Source organism: Mycobacteriales bacterium (genome assembly GCA_035550055.1).
GTDB lineage: Bacteria > Actinomycetota > Actinomycetes > JAFAQI01 > JAFAQI01 > DASZTV01.
On record DASZRO010000084.1, the window covers coordinates 1 to 15,636 of the forward strand.

The 15,636-nt window shown below is 67.7% G+C and carries 30 protein-coding genes and 1 pseudogene; all 31 read right to left on the minus strand.

From position 1 onward, the window contains the following. Nucleotides 1–493: DNA-directed RNA polymerase subunit alpha (locus tag VG899_12630; GenBank protein ID HWA67200.1), on the minus strand; the 493-nt coding region annotated here is incomplete at its 3' end. A gap of 107 nt (nt 494–600) precedes the next feature. Beyond that, nucleotides 601–1,227, minus strand: coding sequence for a 30S ribosomal protein S4 (rpsD, locus tag VG899_12635; protein HWA67201.1), 627 nt, complete (start codon nt 1,225–1,227; stop codon nt 601–603). 68 nt (nt 1,228–1,295) lie between these two features. After that, complete coding sequence (gene rpsK / locus VG899_12640) at nt 1,296–1,700, minus strand: 30S ribosomal protein S11 (protein ID HWA67202.1); 405 nt, start codon at nt 1,698–1,700, stop codon at nt 1,296–1,298. A 29-nt stretch (nt 1,701–1,729) separates the two neighbouring features. Beyond that, the gene (gene rpsM / locus VG899_12645) at nt 1,730–2,110 is read right to left on the minus strand and encodes a 30S ribosomal protein S13 (GenBank protein ID HWA67203.1); all 381 of its coding nucleotides are present in this window, start codon (nt 2,108–2,110) and stop codon (nt 1,730–1,732) included. Nucleotides 2,111–2,272: 162 nt separating this feature from the next. Beyond that, nucleotides 2,273–2,386, minus strand: coding sequence for a 50S ribosomal protein L36 (gene rpmJ / locus VG899_12650; protein HWA67204.1), 114 nt, complete (start codon nt 2,384–2,386; stop codon nt 2,273–2,275). A gap of 10 nt (nt 2,387–2,396) precedes the next feature. Beyond that, nucleotides 2,397–2,618: a translation initiation factor IF-1 gene (infA, locus tag VG899_12655; protein ID HWA67205.1), complete on the minus strand. Its 222-nt coding sequence runs from the start codon at nt 2,616–2,618 to the stop codon at nt 2,397–2,399. A gap of 123 nt (nt 2,619–2,741) precedes the next feature. Then, on the minus strand, nt 2,742–3,566 hold the full coding sequence (gene map / locus VG899_12660) for a type I methionyl aminopeptidase (protein HWA67206.1): 825 nt from the start codon (nt 3,564–3,566) through the stop codon (nt 2,742–2,744). 53 nt (nt 3,567–3,619) lie between these two features. Beyond that, on the minus strand, nt 3,620–4,276 hold the full coding sequence (locus tag VG899_12665) for an adenylate kinase (protein ID HWA67207.1): 657 nt from the start codon (nt 4,274–4,276) through the stop codon (nt 3,620–3,622). Beyond that, nucleotides 4,276–5,604 (minus strand): preprotein translocase subunit SecY, encoded by a 1,329-nt coding sequence (secY, locus tag VG899_12670; GenBank protein HWA67208.1) that lies wholly within the window; start codon nt 5,602–5,604, stop codon nt 4,276–4,278. The genes VG899_12665 and secY overlap by 1 nt, the downstream gene beginning before the upstream one ends. Nucleotides 5,605–5,716: 112 nt before the next feature. Then, the gene (gene rplO, locus VG899_12675; GenBank protein ID HWA67209.1) at nt 5,717–6,157 is read right to left on the minus strand and encodes a 50S ribosomal protein L15; all 441 of its coding nucleotides are present in this window, start codon (nt 6,155–6,157) and stop codon (nt 5,717–5,719) included. Then, nucleotides 6,154–6,342 carry a 50S ribosomal protein L30 gene (gene rpmD, locus VG899_12680; protein ID HWA67210.1) on the minus strand — a complete coding sequence of 63 codons (189 nt, stop codon included), beginning with the start codon at nt 6,340–6,342 and terminating at the stop codon, nt 6,154–6,156. Before rpmD ends, rplO begins: the two co-directional genes overlap by 4 nt. Beyond that, nucleotides 6,342–6,980 carry a 30S ribosomal protein S5 gene (gene rpsE / locus VG899_12685; GenBank protein ID HWA67211.1) on the minus strand — a complete coding sequence of 213 codons (639 nt, stop codon included), beginning with the start codon at nt 6,978–6,980 and terminating at the stop codon, nt 6,342–6,344. Before rpsE ends, rpmD begins: the two co-directional genes overlap by 1 nt. 160 nt (nt 6,981–7,140) lie before the next feature. Next, the gene (gene rplR, locus VG899_12690) at nt 7,141–7,512 is read right to left on the minus strand and encodes a 50S ribosomal protein L18 (GenBank protein HWA67212.1); all 372 of its coding nucleotides are present in this window, start codon (nt 7,510–7,512) and stop codon (nt 7,141–7,143) included. Nucleotides 7,513–7,567: 55 nt separating this feature from the next. Next, nucleotides 7,568–8,104 carry a 50S ribosomal protein L6 gene (gene rplF / locus VG899_12695; GenBank protein ID HWA67213.1) on the minus strand — a complete coding sequence of 179 codons (537 nt, stop codon included), beginning with the start codon at nt 8,102–8,104 and terminating at the stop codon, nt 7,568–7,570. Between the two features lie 13 nt (nt 8,105–8,117). Further along, the gene (rpsH, locus tag VG899_12700; protein HWA67214.1) at nt 8,118–8,534 is read right to left on the minus strand and encodes a 30S ribosomal protein S8; all 417 of its coding nucleotides are present in this window, start codon (nt 8,532–8,534) and stop codon (nt 8,118–8,120) included. 79 nt (nt 8,535–8,613) lie between these two features. Further along, entirely contained in the window at nt 8,614–8,799 is a 186-nt protein-coding gene (locus VG899_12705; GenBank protein HWA67215.1) for a type Z 30S ribosomal protein S14, read from the minus strand. A gap of 2 nt (nt 8,800–8,801) precedes the next feature. Beyond that, the gene (gene rplE, locus VG899_12710; protein ID HWA67216.1) at nt 8,802–9,371 is read right to left on the minus strand and encodes a 50S ribosomal protein L5; all 570 of its coding nucleotides are present in this window, start codon (nt 9,369–9,371) and stop codon (nt 8,802–8,804) included. A 13-nt stretch (nt 9,372–9,384) separates the two neighbouring features. Beyond that, nucleotides 9,385–9,702 (minus strand): 50S ribosomal protein L24, encoded by a 318-nt coding sequence (rplX, locus tag VG899_12715; protein HWA67217.1) that lies wholly within the window; start codon nt 9,700–9,702, stop codon nt 9,385–9,387. Between the two features lie 11 nt (nt 9,703–9,713). Beyond that, nucleotides 9,714–10,082 carry a 50S ribosomal protein L14 gene (gene rplN, locus VG899_12720; protein ID HWA67218.1) on the minus strand — a complete coding sequence of 123 codons (369 nt, stop codon included), beginning with the start codon at nt 10,080–10,082 and terminating at the stop codon, nt 9,714–9,716. A gap of 7 nt (nt 10,083–10,089) precedes the next feature. Continuing rightward, a pseudogene (gene rpsQ, locus VG899_12725) lies at nt 10,090–10,338 on the minus strand (30S ribosomal protein S17). Between the two features lie 37 nt (nt 10,339–10,375). Further along, nucleotides 10,376–10,618, minus strand: a complete 243-nt coding sequence (gene rpmC, locus VG899_12730; GenBank protein ID HWA67219.1) for a 50S ribosomal protein L29 — start codon at nt 10,616–10,618, stop codon at nt 10,376–10,378. Continuing rightward, nucleotides 10,618–11,037, minus strand: coding sequence for a 50S ribosomal protein L16 (gene rplP, locus VG899_12735; GenBank protein HWA67220.1), 420 nt, complete (start codon nt 11,035–11,037; stop codon nt 10,618–10,620). The genes rpmC and rplP overlap by 1 nt, the downstream gene beginning before the upstream one ends. A gap of 3 nt (nt 11,038–11,040) precedes the next feature. Further along, a complete protein-coding gene (gene rpsC / locus VG899_12740; GenBank protein ID HWA67221.1) occupies nt 11,041–11,937 on the minus strand; it encodes a 30S ribosomal protein S3 in 897 nt (298 codons plus the stop codon). Further along, a complete protein-coding gene (gene rplV, locus VG899_12745) occupies nt 11,937–12,353 on the minus strand; it encodes a 50S ribosomal protein L22 (protein ID HWA67222.1) in 417 nt (138 codons plus the stop codon). The genes rpsC and rplV overlap by 1 nt, the downstream gene beginning before the upstream one ends. After that, on the minus strand, nt 12,346–12,627 hold the full coding sequence (gene rpsS, locus VG899_12750) for a 30S ribosomal protein S19 (protein HWA67223.1): 282 nt from the start codon (nt 12,625–12,627) through the stop codon (nt 12,346–12,348). Before rpsS ends, rplV begins: the two co-directional genes overlap by 8 nt. Nucleotides 12,628–12,639: 12 nt before the next feature. Then, nucleotides 12,640–13,476, minus strand: coding sequence for a 50S ribosomal protein L2 (gene rplB / locus VG899_12755; GenBank protein HWA67224.1), 837 nt, complete (start codon nt 13,474–13,476; stop codon nt 12,640–12,642). Continuing rightward, nucleotides 13,476–13,775: a 50S ribosomal protein L23 gene (gene rplW / locus VG899_12760; protein HWA67225.1), complete on the minus strand. Its 300-nt coding sequence runs from the start codon at nt 13,773–13,775 to the stop codon at nt 13,476–13,478. Before rplW ends, rplB begins: the two co-directional genes overlap by 1 nt. Beyond that, the gene (gene rplD / locus VG899_12765; protein ID HWA67226.1) at nt 13,772–14,434 is read right to left on the minus strand and encodes a 50S ribosomal protein L4; all 663 of its coding nucleotides are present in this window, start codon (nt 14,432–14,434) and stop codon (nt 13,772–13,774) included. Before rplD ends, rplW begins: the two co-directional genes overlap by 4 nt. Next, nucleotides 14,434–15,102: a 50S ribosomal protein L3 gene (gene rplC / locus VG899_12770; GenBank protein ID HWA67227.1), complete on the minus strand. Its 669-nt coding sequence runs from the start codon at nt 15,100–15,102 to the stop codon at nt 14,434–14,436. The genes rplD and rplC overlap by 1 nt, the downstream gene beginning before the upstream one ends. A gap of 15 nt (nt 15,103–15,117) precedes the next feature. Next, entirely contained in the window at nt 15,118–15,426 is a 309-nt protein-coding gene (gene rpsJ, locus VG899_12775) for a 30S ribosomal protein S10 (GenBank protein HWA67228.1), read from the minus strand. A gap of 90 nt (nt 15,427–15,516) precedes the next feature. Continuing rightward, nucleotides 15,517–15,636: hypothetical protein (locus VG899_12780; GenBank protein HWA67229.1), on the minus strand; the 120-nt coding region annotated here is incomplete at its 5' end.

Below are 15,636 nucleotides of genomic sequence, written 5' to 3' on the forward strand. Positions count from 1 at the left end.
CGATCGGGATGACACCGATCGGCTGGCCCGGCTGCTTGTTCTGGACGGCGGACACGTAGCCACGGCCGCGCTCGACGGTGAACTCGATCTCGAGCTTGCCCTTCGAGTTCAGCGTGGCGATGTGCAGGTCCGGGTTGTGGATCTCGACACCGGCCGGCGGCGCGATGTCGGCCGCGGTGACCGCGCCGGGACCCTGCTTGCGCAGGTACATCACGACCGGCTCGTCGTGCTCGCTGGAGACGACGAGGTTCTTGATGTTGAGGATCAGGTCGGTGACGTCCTCCTTGACGCCCGCCACCGTCGAGAACTCGTGGAGGACATCAGCGATCCGCAGCGACGTGACAGCCGCGCCGGGGATGGAGGAGAGCAAGGTACGACGCAGCGAGTTGCCCAGCGTGTAGCCGAAGCCCGGCTCGAGCGGCTCGATGACGAAGCGCGAGCGACTGTCGTCGATCGGCTCCTCGGTCAACGTGGGGCGCTGTGCAATGAGCAATGTGAACCTCTTTAGTCAGGGACGACCGCTATATGACGTCCATGGGGTTTCTCGCCGCCGATTTTCTCGCTTCGCTCGAAAATCACCGTCGAGGGAAAATCAACCACCTACTTCGAGTAAAGCTCCACAATGAGTTGTTCCTGGACCTGGGTGTCGATCACCTGGCGGGCCGGCATCGAGTGCACGAGGATGCGCATCCGGTTCGAGATCACTTCGAGCCACGCCGGCACCGGCCGCTCGCCGGCCTCGGCACGCGCGATCACGAACGGCGTGAGCTCGACCGAGCCCGGCCGAACCTCGATGATGTCGTTCTCCTCGACCAGGTAGCTCGGGATGTCGACCTTGTGACCGTTGACCAAGAAGTGGCCGTGCTTCACGAGCTGGCGGGCCATGTCGCGGCTGTGCGCGAACCCGGCCCGGAAGACGACGTTGTCGAGCCGGCGCTCGAGCAGCTGCAGCAGGTTGTCGCCGGTCTTGCCGGGACGCCGGTTGGCCTCCTCGTAGTAACGGCGGAACTGCTTCTCGAGCACGCCGTAGATGCGGGCGCACTTCTGCTTCTCACGCATCTGCAGCAGGTACTCGCTGTCCTTGCTTCGGCCACGCCCGTGCTCACCCGGCGGGTAGGGGCGGATCTCGATCGGGCACTTGGCGGACTCGCACTTCGAGCCCTTGAGGAACAGCTTCGTCTTCTCGCGACGGCACCGTTTGCAATCAGGCCCCGTATACCTAGCCATCAGATCTTTCCTTCGCTTTTCGGGGCCCCTGCGGAAACGTGAGCGAAGCGAACGTTTTCGTGGGGCATTCAGACACGCCGCCGCTTCGGGGGACGGCAGCCGTTGTGCGGCGCCGGGGTTACGTCGGAGATGGTGCCTACCTCCAGGCCAGTCGCTTGCAGTGAACGAATCGCGGTCTCGCGGCCGGAGCCCGGACCCTTGACGAAGACGTCGACCTTGCGCATGCCGTGCTCCTGCGCGCGGCGAGCAGCGGCTTCGGCCGCCATCTGCGCGGCGTACGGCGTGGACTTGCGAGAGCCCTTGAAGCCGACCTGGCCGGCACTGGCCCAGCTGACCACGTTGCCCATCGGGTCGGTGATCGAAACGATCGTGTTGTTGAACGTGCTCTTGATGTGCGCGTGGCCGTGCGCGATGTTCTTCTTCTCCTTGCGGCGGACCTTCTTCGCCGCGGCCTTCTTCGCTGCAGGAGGCATCTACTTTGCCTCCCCATGAACAGAGCGCATTACTTCTTCCCTGCCTTCTTCTTGCCGGCCACGGTCTTGCGCGGACCCTTACGGCCACGGGCATTGGTGTGGGTGCGCTGACCGCGGACCGGGAGGCCACGACGGTGGCGGATGCCCTGGTAGCAGCCGATCTCGATCTTGCGGCGGATGTCGGCGGCAACCTCGCGTCGGAGGTCGCCCTCGATGCGGTAGTTGGCCTCGATCCAGTCACGCAGCTTGACCAGGTCTTCGTCGGTCAGGTCGCGGACGCGGGTGTCGGGGCTGACGCCGGTCTCGGCCAGCGTCTGGAGCGCACGGGTGCGCCCGATGCCAAAGATGTAGGTGAGCGCGACCTCGATCCGCTTGTCGCGGGGAAGGTCGACGCCAACGAGGCGTGCCATACGGGGCGTTACTCCTTGTCGTTCGCGGTGGTCTCCCGCGTCACCGTCCCGATCGCCCGATCGGGCCCCAGCCATCCGCGCCGGGGGTACTGCCACTGTGTGGGATTCAACTCAGTGTCGGATTCAACCCAGGGCAGGTGGTGCGCGCTCGCTTGGTGGCTACTAGCCCTGCCGCTGCTTGTGCCGCAGGTTCTCGCAGATCACCATGACCCGGCCATGACGGCGGATCACCTTGCACTTGTCACACATCTTCTTGACGCTCGGCTTGACCTTCACGGTCTTTCTCCTACTTGTACCGGTAGACGATTCGACCGCGGGACAGGTCGTACGGCGACAGCTCAACCACGACCCGGTCTTCGGGGAGGATCCGAATGTAGTGCTGGCGCATCTTGCCACTGATGTGGGCCAAGACCTTGTGACCATTGGCGAGCTCGACGCGGAACATGGCGTTCGGCAACGGCTCGACAACGCGCCCCTCGATCTCGATGGCGCCTTCCTTCTTCGGCATGTCCTCCGCAAATCCCAGGTGTGTCAGTTGGGTTGTCGTACTTGCAGCCACGAAGCCGCAGGCCAACGAAAGAGTCTACGGGAGCGTGTCGCGCCACACAAACCGCGCGATGTGAGATAGCGGCTAGGCGGATGTGGCCAGGCCGGACAGGGCGGCGAGACGGTCGCGTCCGCCGTCGATCGCGGTCAGCACCCAGGGGCCTTCCTCGGTCATGGTGAACGAGTGTTCGAAGTGGGCCGAGCGCGACCCGTCCGCCGTCACGACGGTCCAGCCGTCGTCGAGCACTCGGGTGAGCCGGCTGCCGAGGTTGACCATCGGCTCGACCGCTAGCGCCAGGCCTTCGACGAGCTCGGGCCCCTTGCCCATCCGCGGTCCGACGAAGTTGTGGACCTGCGGGTCCTGGTGCATCTCGGTGCCGATGCCGTGTCCGACGTACTCCTCGACGATCCCCCAGCTGCCACCGTGCGGATGGGGCTGGGAGCGGATGTAGCCCTCGATCGCCCGGGAGATGTCGACGAGCCGGCGGCCGAGCAGGCCCGCCGCAATGCCGTGCCACAACGACTCCTCGGTCACCCGCAGCAGCTCGAGCTGGTCGGCCGGCACCTCGCCGACCGGCACGGTGATCGCCGCGTCGCCGTGATAGCCCTCGACGACCGCGCCGAAGTCGATCGACACGATGTCGCCGTCGTTGAGCACCGTCTGCTTCGACGGGATGCCATGAACGATCTGGTCGTTCACCGATGTGCAGACCGTCGCCGGGAAGCCGTGGTAGCCGAGGAAGTTCGACGTGGCGCCCGCCTTCGCCAGGCAGTCCCGGGCGATCTCGTCGAGATCCGCGGTCGTCATGCCGGGCCGCACCGAGTCACGCAGTGTCGCCAGCGTGTTGCCCACCACGAGGCCCGCCCGTCGCATGAGCGCGATCTCGTCACGAGACTTGATCTGGATCATCGGGGCACGCCTCCTCCAGCGACTCATCGACAGTAGTGCTCTCGTGTCCGGCACTAACCCCGGGCGAAGGGGCGAAGCGCGGCCGAGGCGCGGTCCGTCACGTCGTCGACCGGCCCCATCGCGTCGATCCCGACCAGGATCCCGCGCTCTGCGTAGTAGCCGACGAGCGGCGCGGTCTGCTCGTAGTAGACCTCGAGGCGATGGCGGATGGTGTCCGGCTTGTCGTCGTCGCGCTGGAACAGCTCGCCGCCGCAGTTGTCGCAGACGCCTTCGGTGGTGGGCGGGTCGAAGTCCACGTGCCAGATGTGCCCGCAGGACCGGCAGGTACGACGACCCGACAGCCGGCGAACCACTTCGTCGTCGTCGACGACGAGCTCGAGGACCACATCGAGCTTGGTGCCCATCTCGGCGAGGATCTCGTCGAGCTGGCCGGCCTGCGGCACGGTCCGCGGGAACCCGTCGAGCAGGAACCCGCGCTCGGTGTCCTTCTCGGCGAGGCGGTCGCGCACCATCGCGACGGTCACCTCGTCAGGGACGAGGTCGCCCTTGTCCATGTACTCCTTGGCCTGCTTGCCCAGCGGAGTGCCCTGGCTGACGTTCGCCCGGAAGATGTCGCCCGTCGAGATCTGGGGTACGGCGAGGTGCGCAGCGACGTACTGAGCCTGCGTCCCCTTGCCGGCCCCGGGCGGGCCTACGAGGACCAGCCTCACTAGCGAAGAAATCCTTCGTAATTGCGGAGCATGAGCTGGCTCTCGATCTGTTTCGAGGTGTCCAGCCCGACGCCCACCAGGATGAGGATCGACGTACCACCGAACGGGAATGCCTGGTTGGCACCCGCCGCCGAGCCGCCTGGCAGGTAGTGCAAGGCCAGGATCGGCAGCACCGCAATCGCGGTGAGGTACAGCGACCCCGGCAAGGTGATCCGGGACAGCACGTACTCGAGGTACTCCGCGGTCGGCCGGCCCGGCCGGATGCCCGGGATGAAGCCGCCGTACTTGCGCATGTTGTCGCTGACCTCGACCGGGTTGAACGTGATCGCGACGTAGAAGTAGGTGAAGAAGATCGTCAGCAGCGCATAGGTGATGACGTAGACGTAGTTCGGGTTGTTCGGGTTGAAGTACGTCGTGACGAAGTTCTCGAAGCCCGCGTTGGACGTCCAGATCTGGCCGAGCAACTGCGGGAGATAGAGCAGCGACGAGGAGAAGATCACCGGGATCACGCCGGCCTGGTTGACCTTCAGCGGGATGTAGGTCGAGGTGCCGCCGTACATCCGCCGGCCGATCATGCGCTTGGCGTACTGCACCGGGATGCGGCGCTGACCCTGCTCCATGAACACGATCGCGACGATGATCAGTACGCCGATCAGCAGCACGATCGTGAACGCCGTGGCGCCCTTCTCCTGCAGGATGGCGCTGCCCTGGCTCGGGAACCGGGCCGCGATCGAGGTGAAGATCAGCAGCGACATGCCGTTGCCGATCCCGCGGTCGGTGATGAGCTCGCCGAACCACATGATGACCGCGGTGCCCGCCGTCATCGCGATGACCAGCGTCACGATGCGGAACACCGACGTGGAGTGCAGCAGCGGGATCTGGTTGCCGGCGCTGTCGGTGCACTGGAGCAGGCGGCCGCTGCGCGCCAGCGCCACGATGCCCGTCGACTGCAGGATCGCGAGTGCGACCGTGAGGTAGCGGGTGTACTGCGTGATCTTGTTCTGGCCGCTCTGCCCCTGGTCCTTGAGTCGTTCGAGACGAGGGATCACCACGACGAGCAGCTGCAAGATGATGCTGCTGGTGATGTAGGGCATGATGCCCAGCGCGAACACGGTCAACTGGAGCAGCGCGCCACCGCTGAACAGGTTGATCAGCGCGAGGACCGAGCTGTTCTTCTGCAGCTGGAGGCACTCGTGGACGTTGTGGTAGTCCACGCCCGGAGCGGGCAGAGTCGAACCGAACCGGAACAGCGCCAGGATCGCGAGCGTGAACAGCAGCTTTTTGCGCAGGTCCGGCGTGCGGAAGGCCCTGCCGAAAGCGGTGAGCACGGCTCCTCCTCCTGAGACGGATCAGCGCGGATCGGCGCGGACTGGGCGGTTCGGTCGCGGTTGACGGGTAGGTCGGCGGAGCAACCTGCTGACCGCCGACTGTACCCGTTCGCTACAGCGCGGTGGCCGTGCCTCCGGCCGCGACGATCTTGTCGCGGGCCGACTGCGAGAACGCGTGAGCGCGAACCGTCAGCGCAACACTGATCTCACCCGCCCCAAGAACCTTCACCAGTTCGCCCTTGCGGACCGCGCCACGCGTGGCGAGAACCTCGGGATCGACCTCGCCGCCGGCCGGGAACAGCTCGGCGAGCTTGGCGAGGTTGACGACCTGGTACTCGGTCCGGAACGGGTTGGTGAAGCCCTTGAGCTTCGGTACCCGCATGTGGAACGGCATCTGGCCGCCCTCGAAGGCCGCGGGCACCTGGTAGCGGGCCTTGGTGCCCTTGGTGCCACGACCGGCGGTCTTGCCCTTCGAGCCCTCGCCACGTCCGACGCGGGTCTTCGGAGTGTGCGCGCCCGGCGCGGGGCGCAGGTGATGGACTTTCAGCGTCATCGCGCCTCGACCTCCTCGACGTTGACGAGGTGGGCGACCGTACGGACCATGCCCCGAACCTCGGGACGGTCCTCGTGCACCACGACGTCACGAATCCGCTTGAGACCGAGCGTGCGCAGGGTCTCGCGCTGGCTGTGCGTGCCGCCGATCGGCGACCGCGTCTGGGTGATCTTCAGCCGGGACATCAGGCACCGACCCCGGCAGCGCGCGCCCGCAGCATCGCGGCGGGTGCGACGTCCTCGATCGGCAGGCCGCGGCGCGCCGCGATCTCCTCGGGGCGGTGCAGGTCCTTCAGCGCCGCCACGGTCGCGTGGACGATGTTGATCGGGTTCGACGAGCCGAGCGACTTCGACAGGACGTCGTGGATTCCGGCGCACTCCAGCACGGCACGCACCGGGCCGCCGGCGATGACGCCGGTACCGGGGGAAGCCGGCTTGAGGAGCACGACACCGGCCGCGTCCTCACCCTGGACCGGGTGCGGGATCGAGCCCTGGATGCGCGGTACGGCGAAGAAGTGCTTCTTGGCCTCCTCGACACCCTTGGCGATCGCCGCGGGCACCTCCTTGGCCTTGCCGTAGCCGACACCGACCTGACCGTCGCCGTCGCCGACGACCACCAGGGCGGTGAAGCTGAACCGGCGGCCACCCTTCACGACCTTGGCGACCCGGTTGATCGCCACAACCCGCTCGAGGTACTGGCTCGCGGGAGCGCCACCGCGGTCGTTACGGCCGCCGTCGCGACGCTCGCGCCGGTCGCCACCACCGCCGGCACCGCCGCCCGCAGCTCCGGCACCGCCGGGACCACGTCGCTGAGGACCTGGCATCAGTGTCCTCCGTCCGAAGTTGGGCGCACAGATCCGGCGATCCAGGCGTGCGCTCGCAAGGCGGAGGAGGAGGTCATAGCGGCGCTATGACCGACGACGACAACGCAGCGAGCGTGCGGCTGGGCGTCGGAGATGGCGCATGAACTTCGGACGGCGGGCACTAAAACTCCAATCCAGCTTCGCGCGCCGCGTCGGCGAGCGCTGCGATCCGGCCGTGGTAGCGGTTGCCGCCACGGTCGAAGACGACCTTGCCGATGCCGGCTGCACCGGCACGCTCGGCCACGAGCTTGCCGACCTGCGCCGCTCGGGCCTTCTTGTCGCCCGTGGCCCCTCGGATGCCCTCGTCGAGGGTCGAGGCCGACACCAGGGTACGGCTCGCCGTGTCGTCGACGATCTGCACCGAGATGTGGCGAGTGGAACGGGTCACGACCATGCGCGGACGCGCCGGCGTGCCGCTCACCTTCTTCCGCACCCGAAGGTGACGGCGGGCGCGCGAGGTGCGCCGCTGCTCGGAAACGCGGGAGCCTGTCATTCGGGGCCCCCGCAGAATCGTGGAGCGATAGCGGAGCAATTTCGTGGGGTGTTCATTACTTGCCAGCCTTTCCGGCCTTGCGGCGGACGACCTCGCCGGCGTAGCGCACGCCCTTGCCCTTGTACGGCTCGGGCTTGCGGATCTTTCGGATGTTGGCGGCGACCTCGCCCACCTTCTGCTTGTCGATGCCCGACACGACGAAGCGGGTCGGCGACTCGACGGCGAAGGCGATGCCGTCCGGGGCCGCGACGGGGACCGGGTGGCTGAAGCCGAGCGCGAACTCGAGGTCCTTGCCCTTGGCCTGCACGCGATACCCGGTGCCGACGATCTCCAGCGTCTTGGAGAACCCGTCGGTGACCCCGACGACCATGTTGCTCACCAGCGTGCGGGTCAGCCCGTGGCGGGCCTTGCTGTCACGCTCGTCGTTGGGGCGCTGCACGAGCAGCTCGCCGTCGGACTGCTCGACGGTGATCGGCTCGACGATCGTGTGCTTCAGCTCACCCTTCGGGCCCTTCACGGTGATGTCGCGACCGCTGATCGTGACCTCGACGCCGGAGGGGACAGGGATCGGAAGTCGTCCGATTCGGCTCATCTCATGCCTCCCGTCACCAGACGTAGGCGAGGACTTCCCCGCCTACCCCGGACTTGGCACACTGCCGGTCGGTCCGCAGACCACCGCTGGTCGAGATGATGGCGACGCCGAGACCGCCGAGCACTCGCGGCAGGTTGGTCGCCTTCGCGTAGACGCGCAGGCCCGGCTTGCTCACCCGCTTGATGCCCGCGATCGAGCGCTCCCGGTTCGGGCCGAACTTCAGGGTCAGGGTGAGCACCTTGGCCGGCGCGTGCTTCACCGACGGGTCCGGGTCCTGGACGCTCCACCCGGCGATGTAGCCCTCCTGCTGGAGGATCTCGGCGATGTGCACCTTGATCGAAGAGTGGGGCATCGACACGGTGTCGTGGTACGCCGAGTTGGCGTTGCGCAGACGAGTGAGCATGTCTGCGATCGGGTCGGTCATTGTCATTTCTCGCGTGAGCCTTTCTCGCTTCGCTCGAAACGCCCCCGCGAGGGAGACATCCGAGCTGGTTCGAGTAGTTGTGCAGCTACCAGCTGCTCTTGGTGATGCCGGGGAGCTCGCCGGCGTGGGCCATCTGACGTACGCAGATCCGGCACAGGCCGAACACGCGATACACCGCGCGCGAACGACCGCAACGCGAGCAGCGGGTGTAGCCGCGTACCGCGAACTTGGGCTTGCGGGCCGCCTTCGCGCGCAGTGCCTTGGTTGCCATCTCTAGTTCTCCTTGAAGGGGAAGCCCAGGGCGCGCAGGAGCGCACGGCCTTCGTCGTCGGTCCGGGCACTCGTCACGAGCGTGATGTCCATGCCACGCGGGCGGTCGATCGAGTCCGGGTCGATCTCGTGGAACATCGACTGCTCGTTGAGACCGAAGGTGTAGTTGCCGTTGCCGTCGAGCTTGCGCCCGTCCAGCCCACGGAAGTCACGAATGCGCGGCAGCGCCACCGACAGCAGCCGGTCGACGAACTCCCACATCCGGTCGCCGCGCAGCGTGACGTGCGCGCCGATCGGCATGCCCTCGCGCAGCTTGAACTGGGCGATCGACTTGCGGGCCCGCGCGACCGCCGGACGCTGGCCCGTGATCAGGGTGAGGTCGCGGACCGCGCCCTCGATCAGCTTGCCGTCCTTCGCGGCGTCGCCGACGCCCATGTTGACCTTGACCTTGACCAAGGTCGGCACCTGCATGACGTTCGAGTACTCGAACTGCTCACGCAGTGAGGCGACGATCTCGTCGCGGTAGCGCTGCTTGAGCCGCGGGACGGCCCTCTCAGCGGTGGTTGACGTCATGTCGTCGTACTCCTCAGATGTCCTGGTCGCACTTGCGGCACACCCGGACGCTGCGGCCTTCTTCGTCCTTGCGGTAACCGATGCGGGTCGGCTTGCCGCACTGGGGGCAGACGACCTGCACGTTGCTCACGTGAATCGGCGCCTCCTGGTGGACGATGCCGCCCTCCTGCGCACCGCGCTGCGTGGTCTGGATCTTGCTGTGCTTGGTCGCCCGGTTGACGCCCTCGACGATGAGCTTCGAGGTCTTCGGCGACGTGACGAGCACCTTGCCCTCGGCGCCGCGGTCCTTGCCGCTGCGCACGCGGACGGTGTCGCCCTTCTTCACGAACAGTCCGGCCATGGCTACAAGACCTCCGGGGCGAGGGAGATGATCCGCATGAACCGCTTGTCGCGGAGCTCCCGGCCGACCGGCCCGAAGATGCGGGTGCCGCGCGGGTCCCCGCCGTCGCGGATCAGCACGGCGGCGTTCTCGTCGAAGCGGATGTACGACCCGTCGGGGCGCCGGCGGGACTTGGTGGTACGAACGATGACCGCCTTGACGACGTCACCCTTCTTCACGCCCGCGCCCGGCAGCGCGTCCTTGACGGTGCCGACGATGATGTCGCCGATGCTCGCGTAGCGCCGGCCGGAGCCGCCGAGCACGCGAATGCACAGCAGCTCCTTGGCGCCGGTGTTGTCGGCGACGCGGAGACGGCTTTCCTGCTGGATCATGTCGGGCCTACTTCGCCTTCTCGAGGATCTCGACGACGCGCCAGCGCTTCGTCGCCGACAGCGGGCGGGTCTCCATCAGCAGGACGCGGTCGCCGACGCCAGCGGTGCTCGCCTCGTCGTGCGCCTTCACCTTGCGGGTGCGGCGGATCGTCTTGCCGTACAGCGGGTGCTGGACGCGGTCTTCGACCTCGACCGTCACGGTCTTGGTCATCTTGTCGCTGACCACGTAGCCCTCGCGGGTCTTGCGGAACCCGCGATTCGACGTCTGGCTCGTTGCTTCGCTCATCGTTTCCTCACTCACCGACCGGCCCGGTCGCGGTCGGGGCGGTGGTCAGCCCCAGCTCGCGCTCACGCATGACGGTGTAGATGCGGGCGATGTCACGCCGCACGGTCTGCAGTCGCTTGTTGTTGTCCAGCTGCCCGGTCGCCGACTGGAAGCGAAGGTTGAACAGCTCTTCCTTGGACTCCTTGAGCTTGGTGACCAGCTCGTCGTCCTCGAGGCCACGCAGCTCGACGGCTGCGGTTCCGGCTGCCATTACGCCTCACCCACTTCGCGGGTCACGATGCGGCACTTCATCGGCAGCTTGTGGATCGCGCGGGTCAGCGCCTGGCGAGCCGTTGCCTCGTTCGGGTAGGACAGCTCGAACATCACCCGGCCCGGCTTCACGTTGGCCACCCACCACTCCGGCGAGCCCTTGCCGGAACCCATGCGGGTCTCGGCCGGCTTCTTCGTCAGCGGGCGGTCGGGGTAGATGTTGATCCACACCTTGCCGCCACGACGGATGTGACGGGTGATCGCGATACGAGCGGACTCGATCTGGCGGTTCGTGACGTACGCCGGCTCGAGCGCCTGGATGCCGTACTCGCCGAACGTCACGCGGGTGCCGCCCTTGGCCGCGCCGGCGCGCTTCGGGTGATGCTGCTTGCGGTGCTTGACCCGCCTCGGGATCAACATGGCTTACGCCTCTTCCGTCGTGGTCTCGGCGGCGGTCGCCTCGGCCGTGGCCTCGGTCGCTGCCTCAGGCGCGGTCTCGACGGCGACACCACCGGTCGGCTCCTCGGTCGGTTCGACCGTGGTGGCCTCGGCGGCCGGAACGTCTGCGGCTGCCGATGCGCCCGGACCACCGTTGACGGCAGCACTGGCAGCGGTCGACGGCCGGTCACGGCGCGGCCGGCGGTTGCGCTGGTCGCGGGCCCGCAGCGCGGCCGCCGCGGCAGCCTCCTCGCGGGTCATGACCTCGTCGCCGGTGTAGATCCAGACCTTCACGCCGATCCGGCCGAAGGTGGTGCGCGCCTCGTAGAAGCCGAAGTCGATGTTCGCGCGCAGCGTGTGCAGCGGGACCCGGCCCTCGCGGTAGAACTCCGACCGGCTCATCTCGGCGCCGCCGAGGCGCCCGCCGCACTGCACCCGAATGCCCTTCGCGCCGCTCTTCATCGCCGACTGCATCGCCTTGCGCATCGCGCGGCGGAAGCTCACCCGGCTCGACAGCTGCTCGGCCACGCCCTGCGCGACGAGCTGCGCGTCGATCTCGGGGTTCTTCACCTCGAGGATGTTGAGGTTCACGTGCTTGTTCGTGAGCTTCTCGAGGTCGCCTCGGATCCGGTCGGCCTCCGCGCCGCGACGGCCGATGACGATGCCCGGCCGGGCGGTGTGGATGTCGACGTTGACCCGGTCACGGGTGCGCTCGATCTCGACCCGGCTGATCCCGGCACGCTCCATGCCCTTGGTGAGCAGGCGACGGATCGCGACGTCCTCCGCGACGTAGTCGCGGTAGAGCTTGTCGGCGTACCAGCGGCTCTTGTGGCGGGTGGTGATGCCCAGCCGGAAGCCGTTGGGGTTGACCTTCTGACCCATCAGCGTGCCTTCCTGTGGGGACCGCCCGGAAGGGCCGCCTCCGAGTCGTGCGGTGCGACGACGATCGTGATGTGCGAGGTGCGCTTGCGGATCCGGTAGGCCCGGCCTTGCGCCCGCGGGCGGAACCGCTTCAGCGTCGGGCCCTCGTCGACGTAGGCCTCGATGACCACCAGGTCGTCGGGGTCGAGCCGCAGGTTGCGAACGTGGGCGAGGTGCTCGGCGTTGGCGATGGCGGAGTTCAGGACCTTGCCGACCGGCTCGGCCGCGGCGTGCGGGTCGAAGCGGACGAGCGCCTGCGCCTCGGCGGCGGGCAGGCCGCGCACCAGGTCGATCACGCGACGCGTCTTCGACGGCGCCATCGACACGTGCTTGGCGGTCGCCTTGCCGATGACCTCGTCGTTGAGGACGTCAGCCACGACGGGACCTCCGCTCGTCCTTCACGTGACCGCGGAACGTGCGCGTCGGGGCGAACTCGCCGAGCTTGTGCCCGACCATCGCCTCGGTGACGAAGACCGGGACGTGCTTGCGGCCGTCGTGCACCGCGATGGTGTGACCGAGCATCGTCGGCACGATCATCGAGCGGCGCGACCAGGTCTTGATCACGTTCTTGGTGCCCTTGTCGTTCTGGGCGTCCACCTTCTTGGCCAGGTGGTCGTCCACGAACGGGCCCTTTTTGAGACTGCGTGGCATCTGCGTCTACTCCTAGCGCCGCTTCGTGGCCTTGCGGCGGCGGACGATCATGCGGTCGCTTTCCTTGTTCGCCTGACGGGTACGGCCCTCGGGCTTACCCCACGGGCTGACCGGGTGACGGCCGCCGGAGGTCTTGCCCTCGCCACCGCCGTGCGGGTGGTCGATCGGGTTCATGGCGACGCCGCGGACGGTCGGGCGCTTGCCCTTCCAGCGCATGCGGCCGGCCTTGCCCCAGTTGATGTTCGACTGCTCGGCGTTGCCGACCTCGCCGATCGTCGCCCGGCACCGGGCGTCGACGTTGCGGATCTCGCCGGAGGGCATCCGCAGCTGCGCCATGCCGCCGTCCTTGGCGACGAGCTGGACGCTCGCACCGGCCGAGCGGGCGATCTTCGCGCCGCCACCGGGCCGCAGCTCGATCGCGTGGACGACGGTGCCGACCGGGATGTTGCGCAGCGGCAGGTTGTTGCCCGGCTTGATGTCAGCGGAGGGACCCGACTCGATGCGGTCGCCCTGCGACAGCTTCGACGGCGCGATGATGTAGCGCTTCTCACCGTCGGCGTAGTGCAGCAGCGCGATGCGAGCGGTGCGGTTCGGGTCGTACTCGATGTGCGCGACCTTGGCCGGGACGCCGTCCTTGTCGTGGCGACGGAAGTCGATGACCCGGTAGGCGCGCTTGTGACCGCCGCCCTGGTGGCGAACCGTCACCCGGCCGTGGACGTTGCGGCCGCCCTTGCTGTGCAGCGGGCGGACCAGCGACTTCTCGGGCTCGGTGCGCGTGATCTCGACGAAGTCCGCAACGGACGAACCGCGCCGACCCGGCGTAGTGGGCTTGTACTTGCGAACGCCCATCAGACCGGCCCTCCGAACAGATCGATGCGGTCGCCCGGCGCGAGCGCGACGATCGCGCGCTTGGTCGAGTTGCGCGTCGCGAACCCGTTGCGGATCCGCTTGCGCTTGCCCGGGCGGTTCAGCGTGTTGACCGACGTGACGCGAACGTTGAACACCTGCTCCACCGCGATGCGGATCTGGGTCTTGTTCGCGTCCTCGCGGACCAGGAACGTGTACTTGCCGTCGTCGAGCAGGCCGTAGCTCTTCTCGGAGATGACCGGCCCGCGCAGGATGTCGCGCGGATCTGCGATGCGGCTCATGCGCTTGCCTCCGCTTCCTGTGAAGCCTGCTCCGTCTTCCCGCCTGCCAGGAACGCCTGGAGCGCGCCCTCGGTGAAGACCAGGTCGTCGGAGACCAGCACGTCGTAGGTGTTGAGCTGGTCGGGAGCGAGCAGGTGCACCGACGGCACGTTGCGCAGGCTCTTCCAGGTCAGGGTGTCCTCGCGCGCGACGACCACCAGCACGTGGCGGCTCGACGCGATCGCAGCCAGCGCGCTCGCGGCCGCCTTGGTCGACGGGGTGTCGCCGTCGACCAGGCCGGAGACGACGTGCAGCTTGCCGGCGCGCGCCCGGTCCGACAGCGCCGAACGCAGCGCCGCCGCCTTCATCTTCTTGGGCGTGCGCTGGGCGTACGACCGCGGCGTCGGACCGTGGACGGTGCCACCACCGGCGAACTGCGGCGCGCGGGTCGAACCCTGACGGGCGCGACCAGTGCCCTTCTGGCGGTAGGGCTTGCGGCCACCGCCACGGACCTCGCCGCGCGTCTTCGTGTCGTGGGTGCCCTGCCGCGCCGCGGCGAGCTGCGCGACGACGACCTGGTGCACGAGCGGGATGTTGACCTGTACGTCGAACACCGCGTCGGGCAGCTCGACGGAGCCGGTGACCGACCCGGTCGGCGACTTCACATCGACGGTGGCCATCAGGCGGCACCCTCTCCGGCGAGCGGCGCCTTCGCCGCGGTCCGGACCAGCACGAGCGCGCCGGTCGGGCCGGGGATCGCGCCGCGGATCAGCAGCATGCCCTTCTCGGCGTCGACCGAGTGGACTTTCAGGTTCAGCGTCGTGGTGCGCGCGCCACCGTGGCGACCGGCCATCCGCAGCCCCTTGAACACGCGAGCCGGAGTGGCGCAGGCGCCGATCGAGCCCGGCGAGCGGTGCTTGCGCTGCACGCCGTGACCGGCGCCCAGCCCGCCGAAGCCGTGACGCTTCATGACGCCGGCGAAGCCCTTGCCCTTGCTCGTTGCGACGACGTCGACGAGGGCGCCGGCCTCGAACACCTCGGCCGTCACCTCCTGGCCGACCTGGTAGGTCGAGGCGTCCGTCGTACGGATCTCGACGAGGTAGCGGCGCGGCGGGACGCCGGCCTTCTCGAAGTGACCGGTCTCGGGCTTGTTGACCTTGCGAGGGTCGACCGCGCCGAAGCCGAGCTGCACCGCGTCGTAGCCGTCACGTTCCGGCGTGCGCACCTGCGTGACCACGCACGGTCCGGCCTTGACCACCGTCACCGGGACGAGCTTGTTCGCCGCATCCCAGACCTGGGTCATCCCGAGCTTCTCGCCCAGGATGCCCTTCTGCTGTCGGATTCCCATGAGTCTCGTCAGCCCTTAAAGCTTGATTTCGATGTCTACGCCGGCAGGGAGATCGAGGCGCATCAGTGAGTCGACGGTCTTCGGCGTCGGGTCGAGGATGTCGATCAGACGCTTGTGCGTGCGCATCTCGAAGTGCTCGCGCGAGTCCTTGTACTTGTGCGGCGAACGGATCACGCAGTAGACGTTCTTCTCAGTCGGCAGCGGCACCGGACCCGCAACCTGCGCACCAGTCCTGGTCACCGTCTCCACGATCTTGCGCGCGGAGGAGTCGATGATCTCGTGGTCGTAGGCCTTGAGCCGAATGCGGATCTTCTGTCCCGCCATGGCTTGTCTTCACTGGTCCTTTGGTCGCTTGCCGCTTTGCTGCCTTCGCGTCAGCGGCCGGGTTTGTGGCCCGGCCGCTCTCGCGTCGTACTACTCGTTGATCTTGGTGACTCGACCGGCGCCGACGGTCCGGCCGCCCTCGCGGATCGCGAACCGCAGACCGTCTTCCATGGCGACCGGCTGGATCAGCTCGACCGACATCTCCGTGTT

Excerpts from the sequence above, each read along its gene's own strand:
- rpsD (HWA67201.1), bottom strand. The coding sequence starts at position 1,227 with ATGGCTAGGTATACGGGGCCTGATTGCAAACGGTGCCGTCGCGAGAAG.
- rpsK (HWA67202.1), bottom strand. The coding sequence starts at position 1,700 with ATGCCTCCTGCAGCGAAGAAGGCCGCGGCGAAGAAGGTCCGCCGCAAG.
- rpsM (HWA67203.1), bottom strand. The coding sequence starts at position 2,110 with ATGGCACGCCTCGTTGGCGTCGACCTTCCCCGCGACAAGCGGATCGAG.
- infA (HWA67205.1), bottom strand. The coding sequence starts at position 2,618 with ATGCCGAAGAAGGAAGGCGCCATCGAGATCGAGGGGCGCGTTGTCGAG.
- map (HWA67206.1), bottom strand. The coding sequence starts at position 3,566 with ATGATCCAGATCAAGTCTCGTGACGAGATCGCGCTCATGCGACGGGCG.
- rplO (HWA67209.1), bottom strand. The coding sequence starts at position 6,157 with ATGACGCTGAAAGTCCATCACCTGCGCCCCGCGCCGGGCGCGCACACT.
- rpmD (HWA67210.1), bottom strand. The coding sequence starts at position 6,342 with ATGTCCCGGCTGAAGATCACCCAGACGCGGTCGCCGATCGGCGGCACG.
- rpsE (HWA67211.1), bottom strand. The coding sequence starts at position 6,980 with ATGCCAGGTCCTCAGCGACGTGGTCCCGGCGGTGCCGGAGCTGCGGGC.
- rplR (HWA67212.1), bottom strand. The coding sequence starts at position 7,512 with ATGACAGGCTCCCGCGTTTCCGAGCAGCGGCGCACCTCGCGCGCCCGC.
- rplF (HWA67213.1), bottom strand. The coding sequence starts at position 8,104 with ATGAGCCGAATCGGACGACTTCCGATCCCTGTCCCCTCCGGCGTCGAG.
- rpsH (HWA67214.1), bottom strand. The coding sequence starts at position 8,534 with ATGACAATGACCGACCCGATCGCAGACATGCTCACTCGTCTGCGCAAC.
- VG899_12705 (HWA67215.1), bottom strand. The coding sequence starts at position 8,799 with ATGGCAACCAAGGCACTGCGCGCGAAGGCGGCCCGCAAGCCCAAGTTC.
- rplE (HWA67216.1), bottom strand. The coding sequence starts at position 9,371 with ATGACGTCAACCACCGCTGAGAGGGCCGTCCCGCGGCTCAAGCAGCGC.
- rplN (HWA67218.1), bottom strand. The coding sequence starts at position 10,082 with ATGATCCAGCAGGAAAGCCGTCTCCGCGTCGCCGACAACACCGGCGCC.
- rpmC (HWA67219.1), bottom strand. The coding sequence starts at position 10,618 with ATGGCAGCCGGAACCGCAGCCGTCGAGCTGCGTGGCCTCGAGGACGAC.
- rplP (HWA67220.1), bottom strand. The coding sequence starts at position 11,037 with ATGTTGATCCCGAGGCGGGTCAAGCACCGCAAGCAGCATCACCCGAAG.
- rpsC (HWA67221.1), bottom strand. The coding sequence starts at position 11,937 with ATGGGTCAGAAGGTCAACCCCAACGGCTTCCGGCTGGGCATCACCACC.
- rpsS (HWA67223.1), bottom strand. The coding sequence starts at position 12,627 with ATGCCACGCAGTCTCAAAAAGGGCCCGTTCGTGGACGACCACCTGGCC.
- rplB (HWA67224.1), bottom strand. The coding sequence starts at position 13,476 with ATGGGCGTTCGCAAGTACAAGCCCACTACGCCGGGTCGGCGCGGTTCG.
- rplW (HWA67225.1), bottom strand. The coding sequence starts at position 13,775 with ATGAGCCGCATCGCAGATCCGCGCGACATCCTGCGCGGGCCGGTCATC.
- rplD (HWA67226.1), bottom strand. The coding sequence starts at position 14,434 with ATGGCCACCGTCGATGTGAAGTCGCCGACCGGGTCGGTCACCGGCTCC.
- rplC (HWA67227.1), bottom strand. The coding sequence starts at position 15,102 with ATGGGAATCCGACAGCAGAAGGGCATCCTGGGCGAGAAGCTCGGGATG.
- rpsJ (HWA67228.1), bottom strand. The coding sequence starts at position 15,426 with ATGGCGGGACAGAAGATCCGCATTCGGCTCAAGGCCTACGACCACGAG.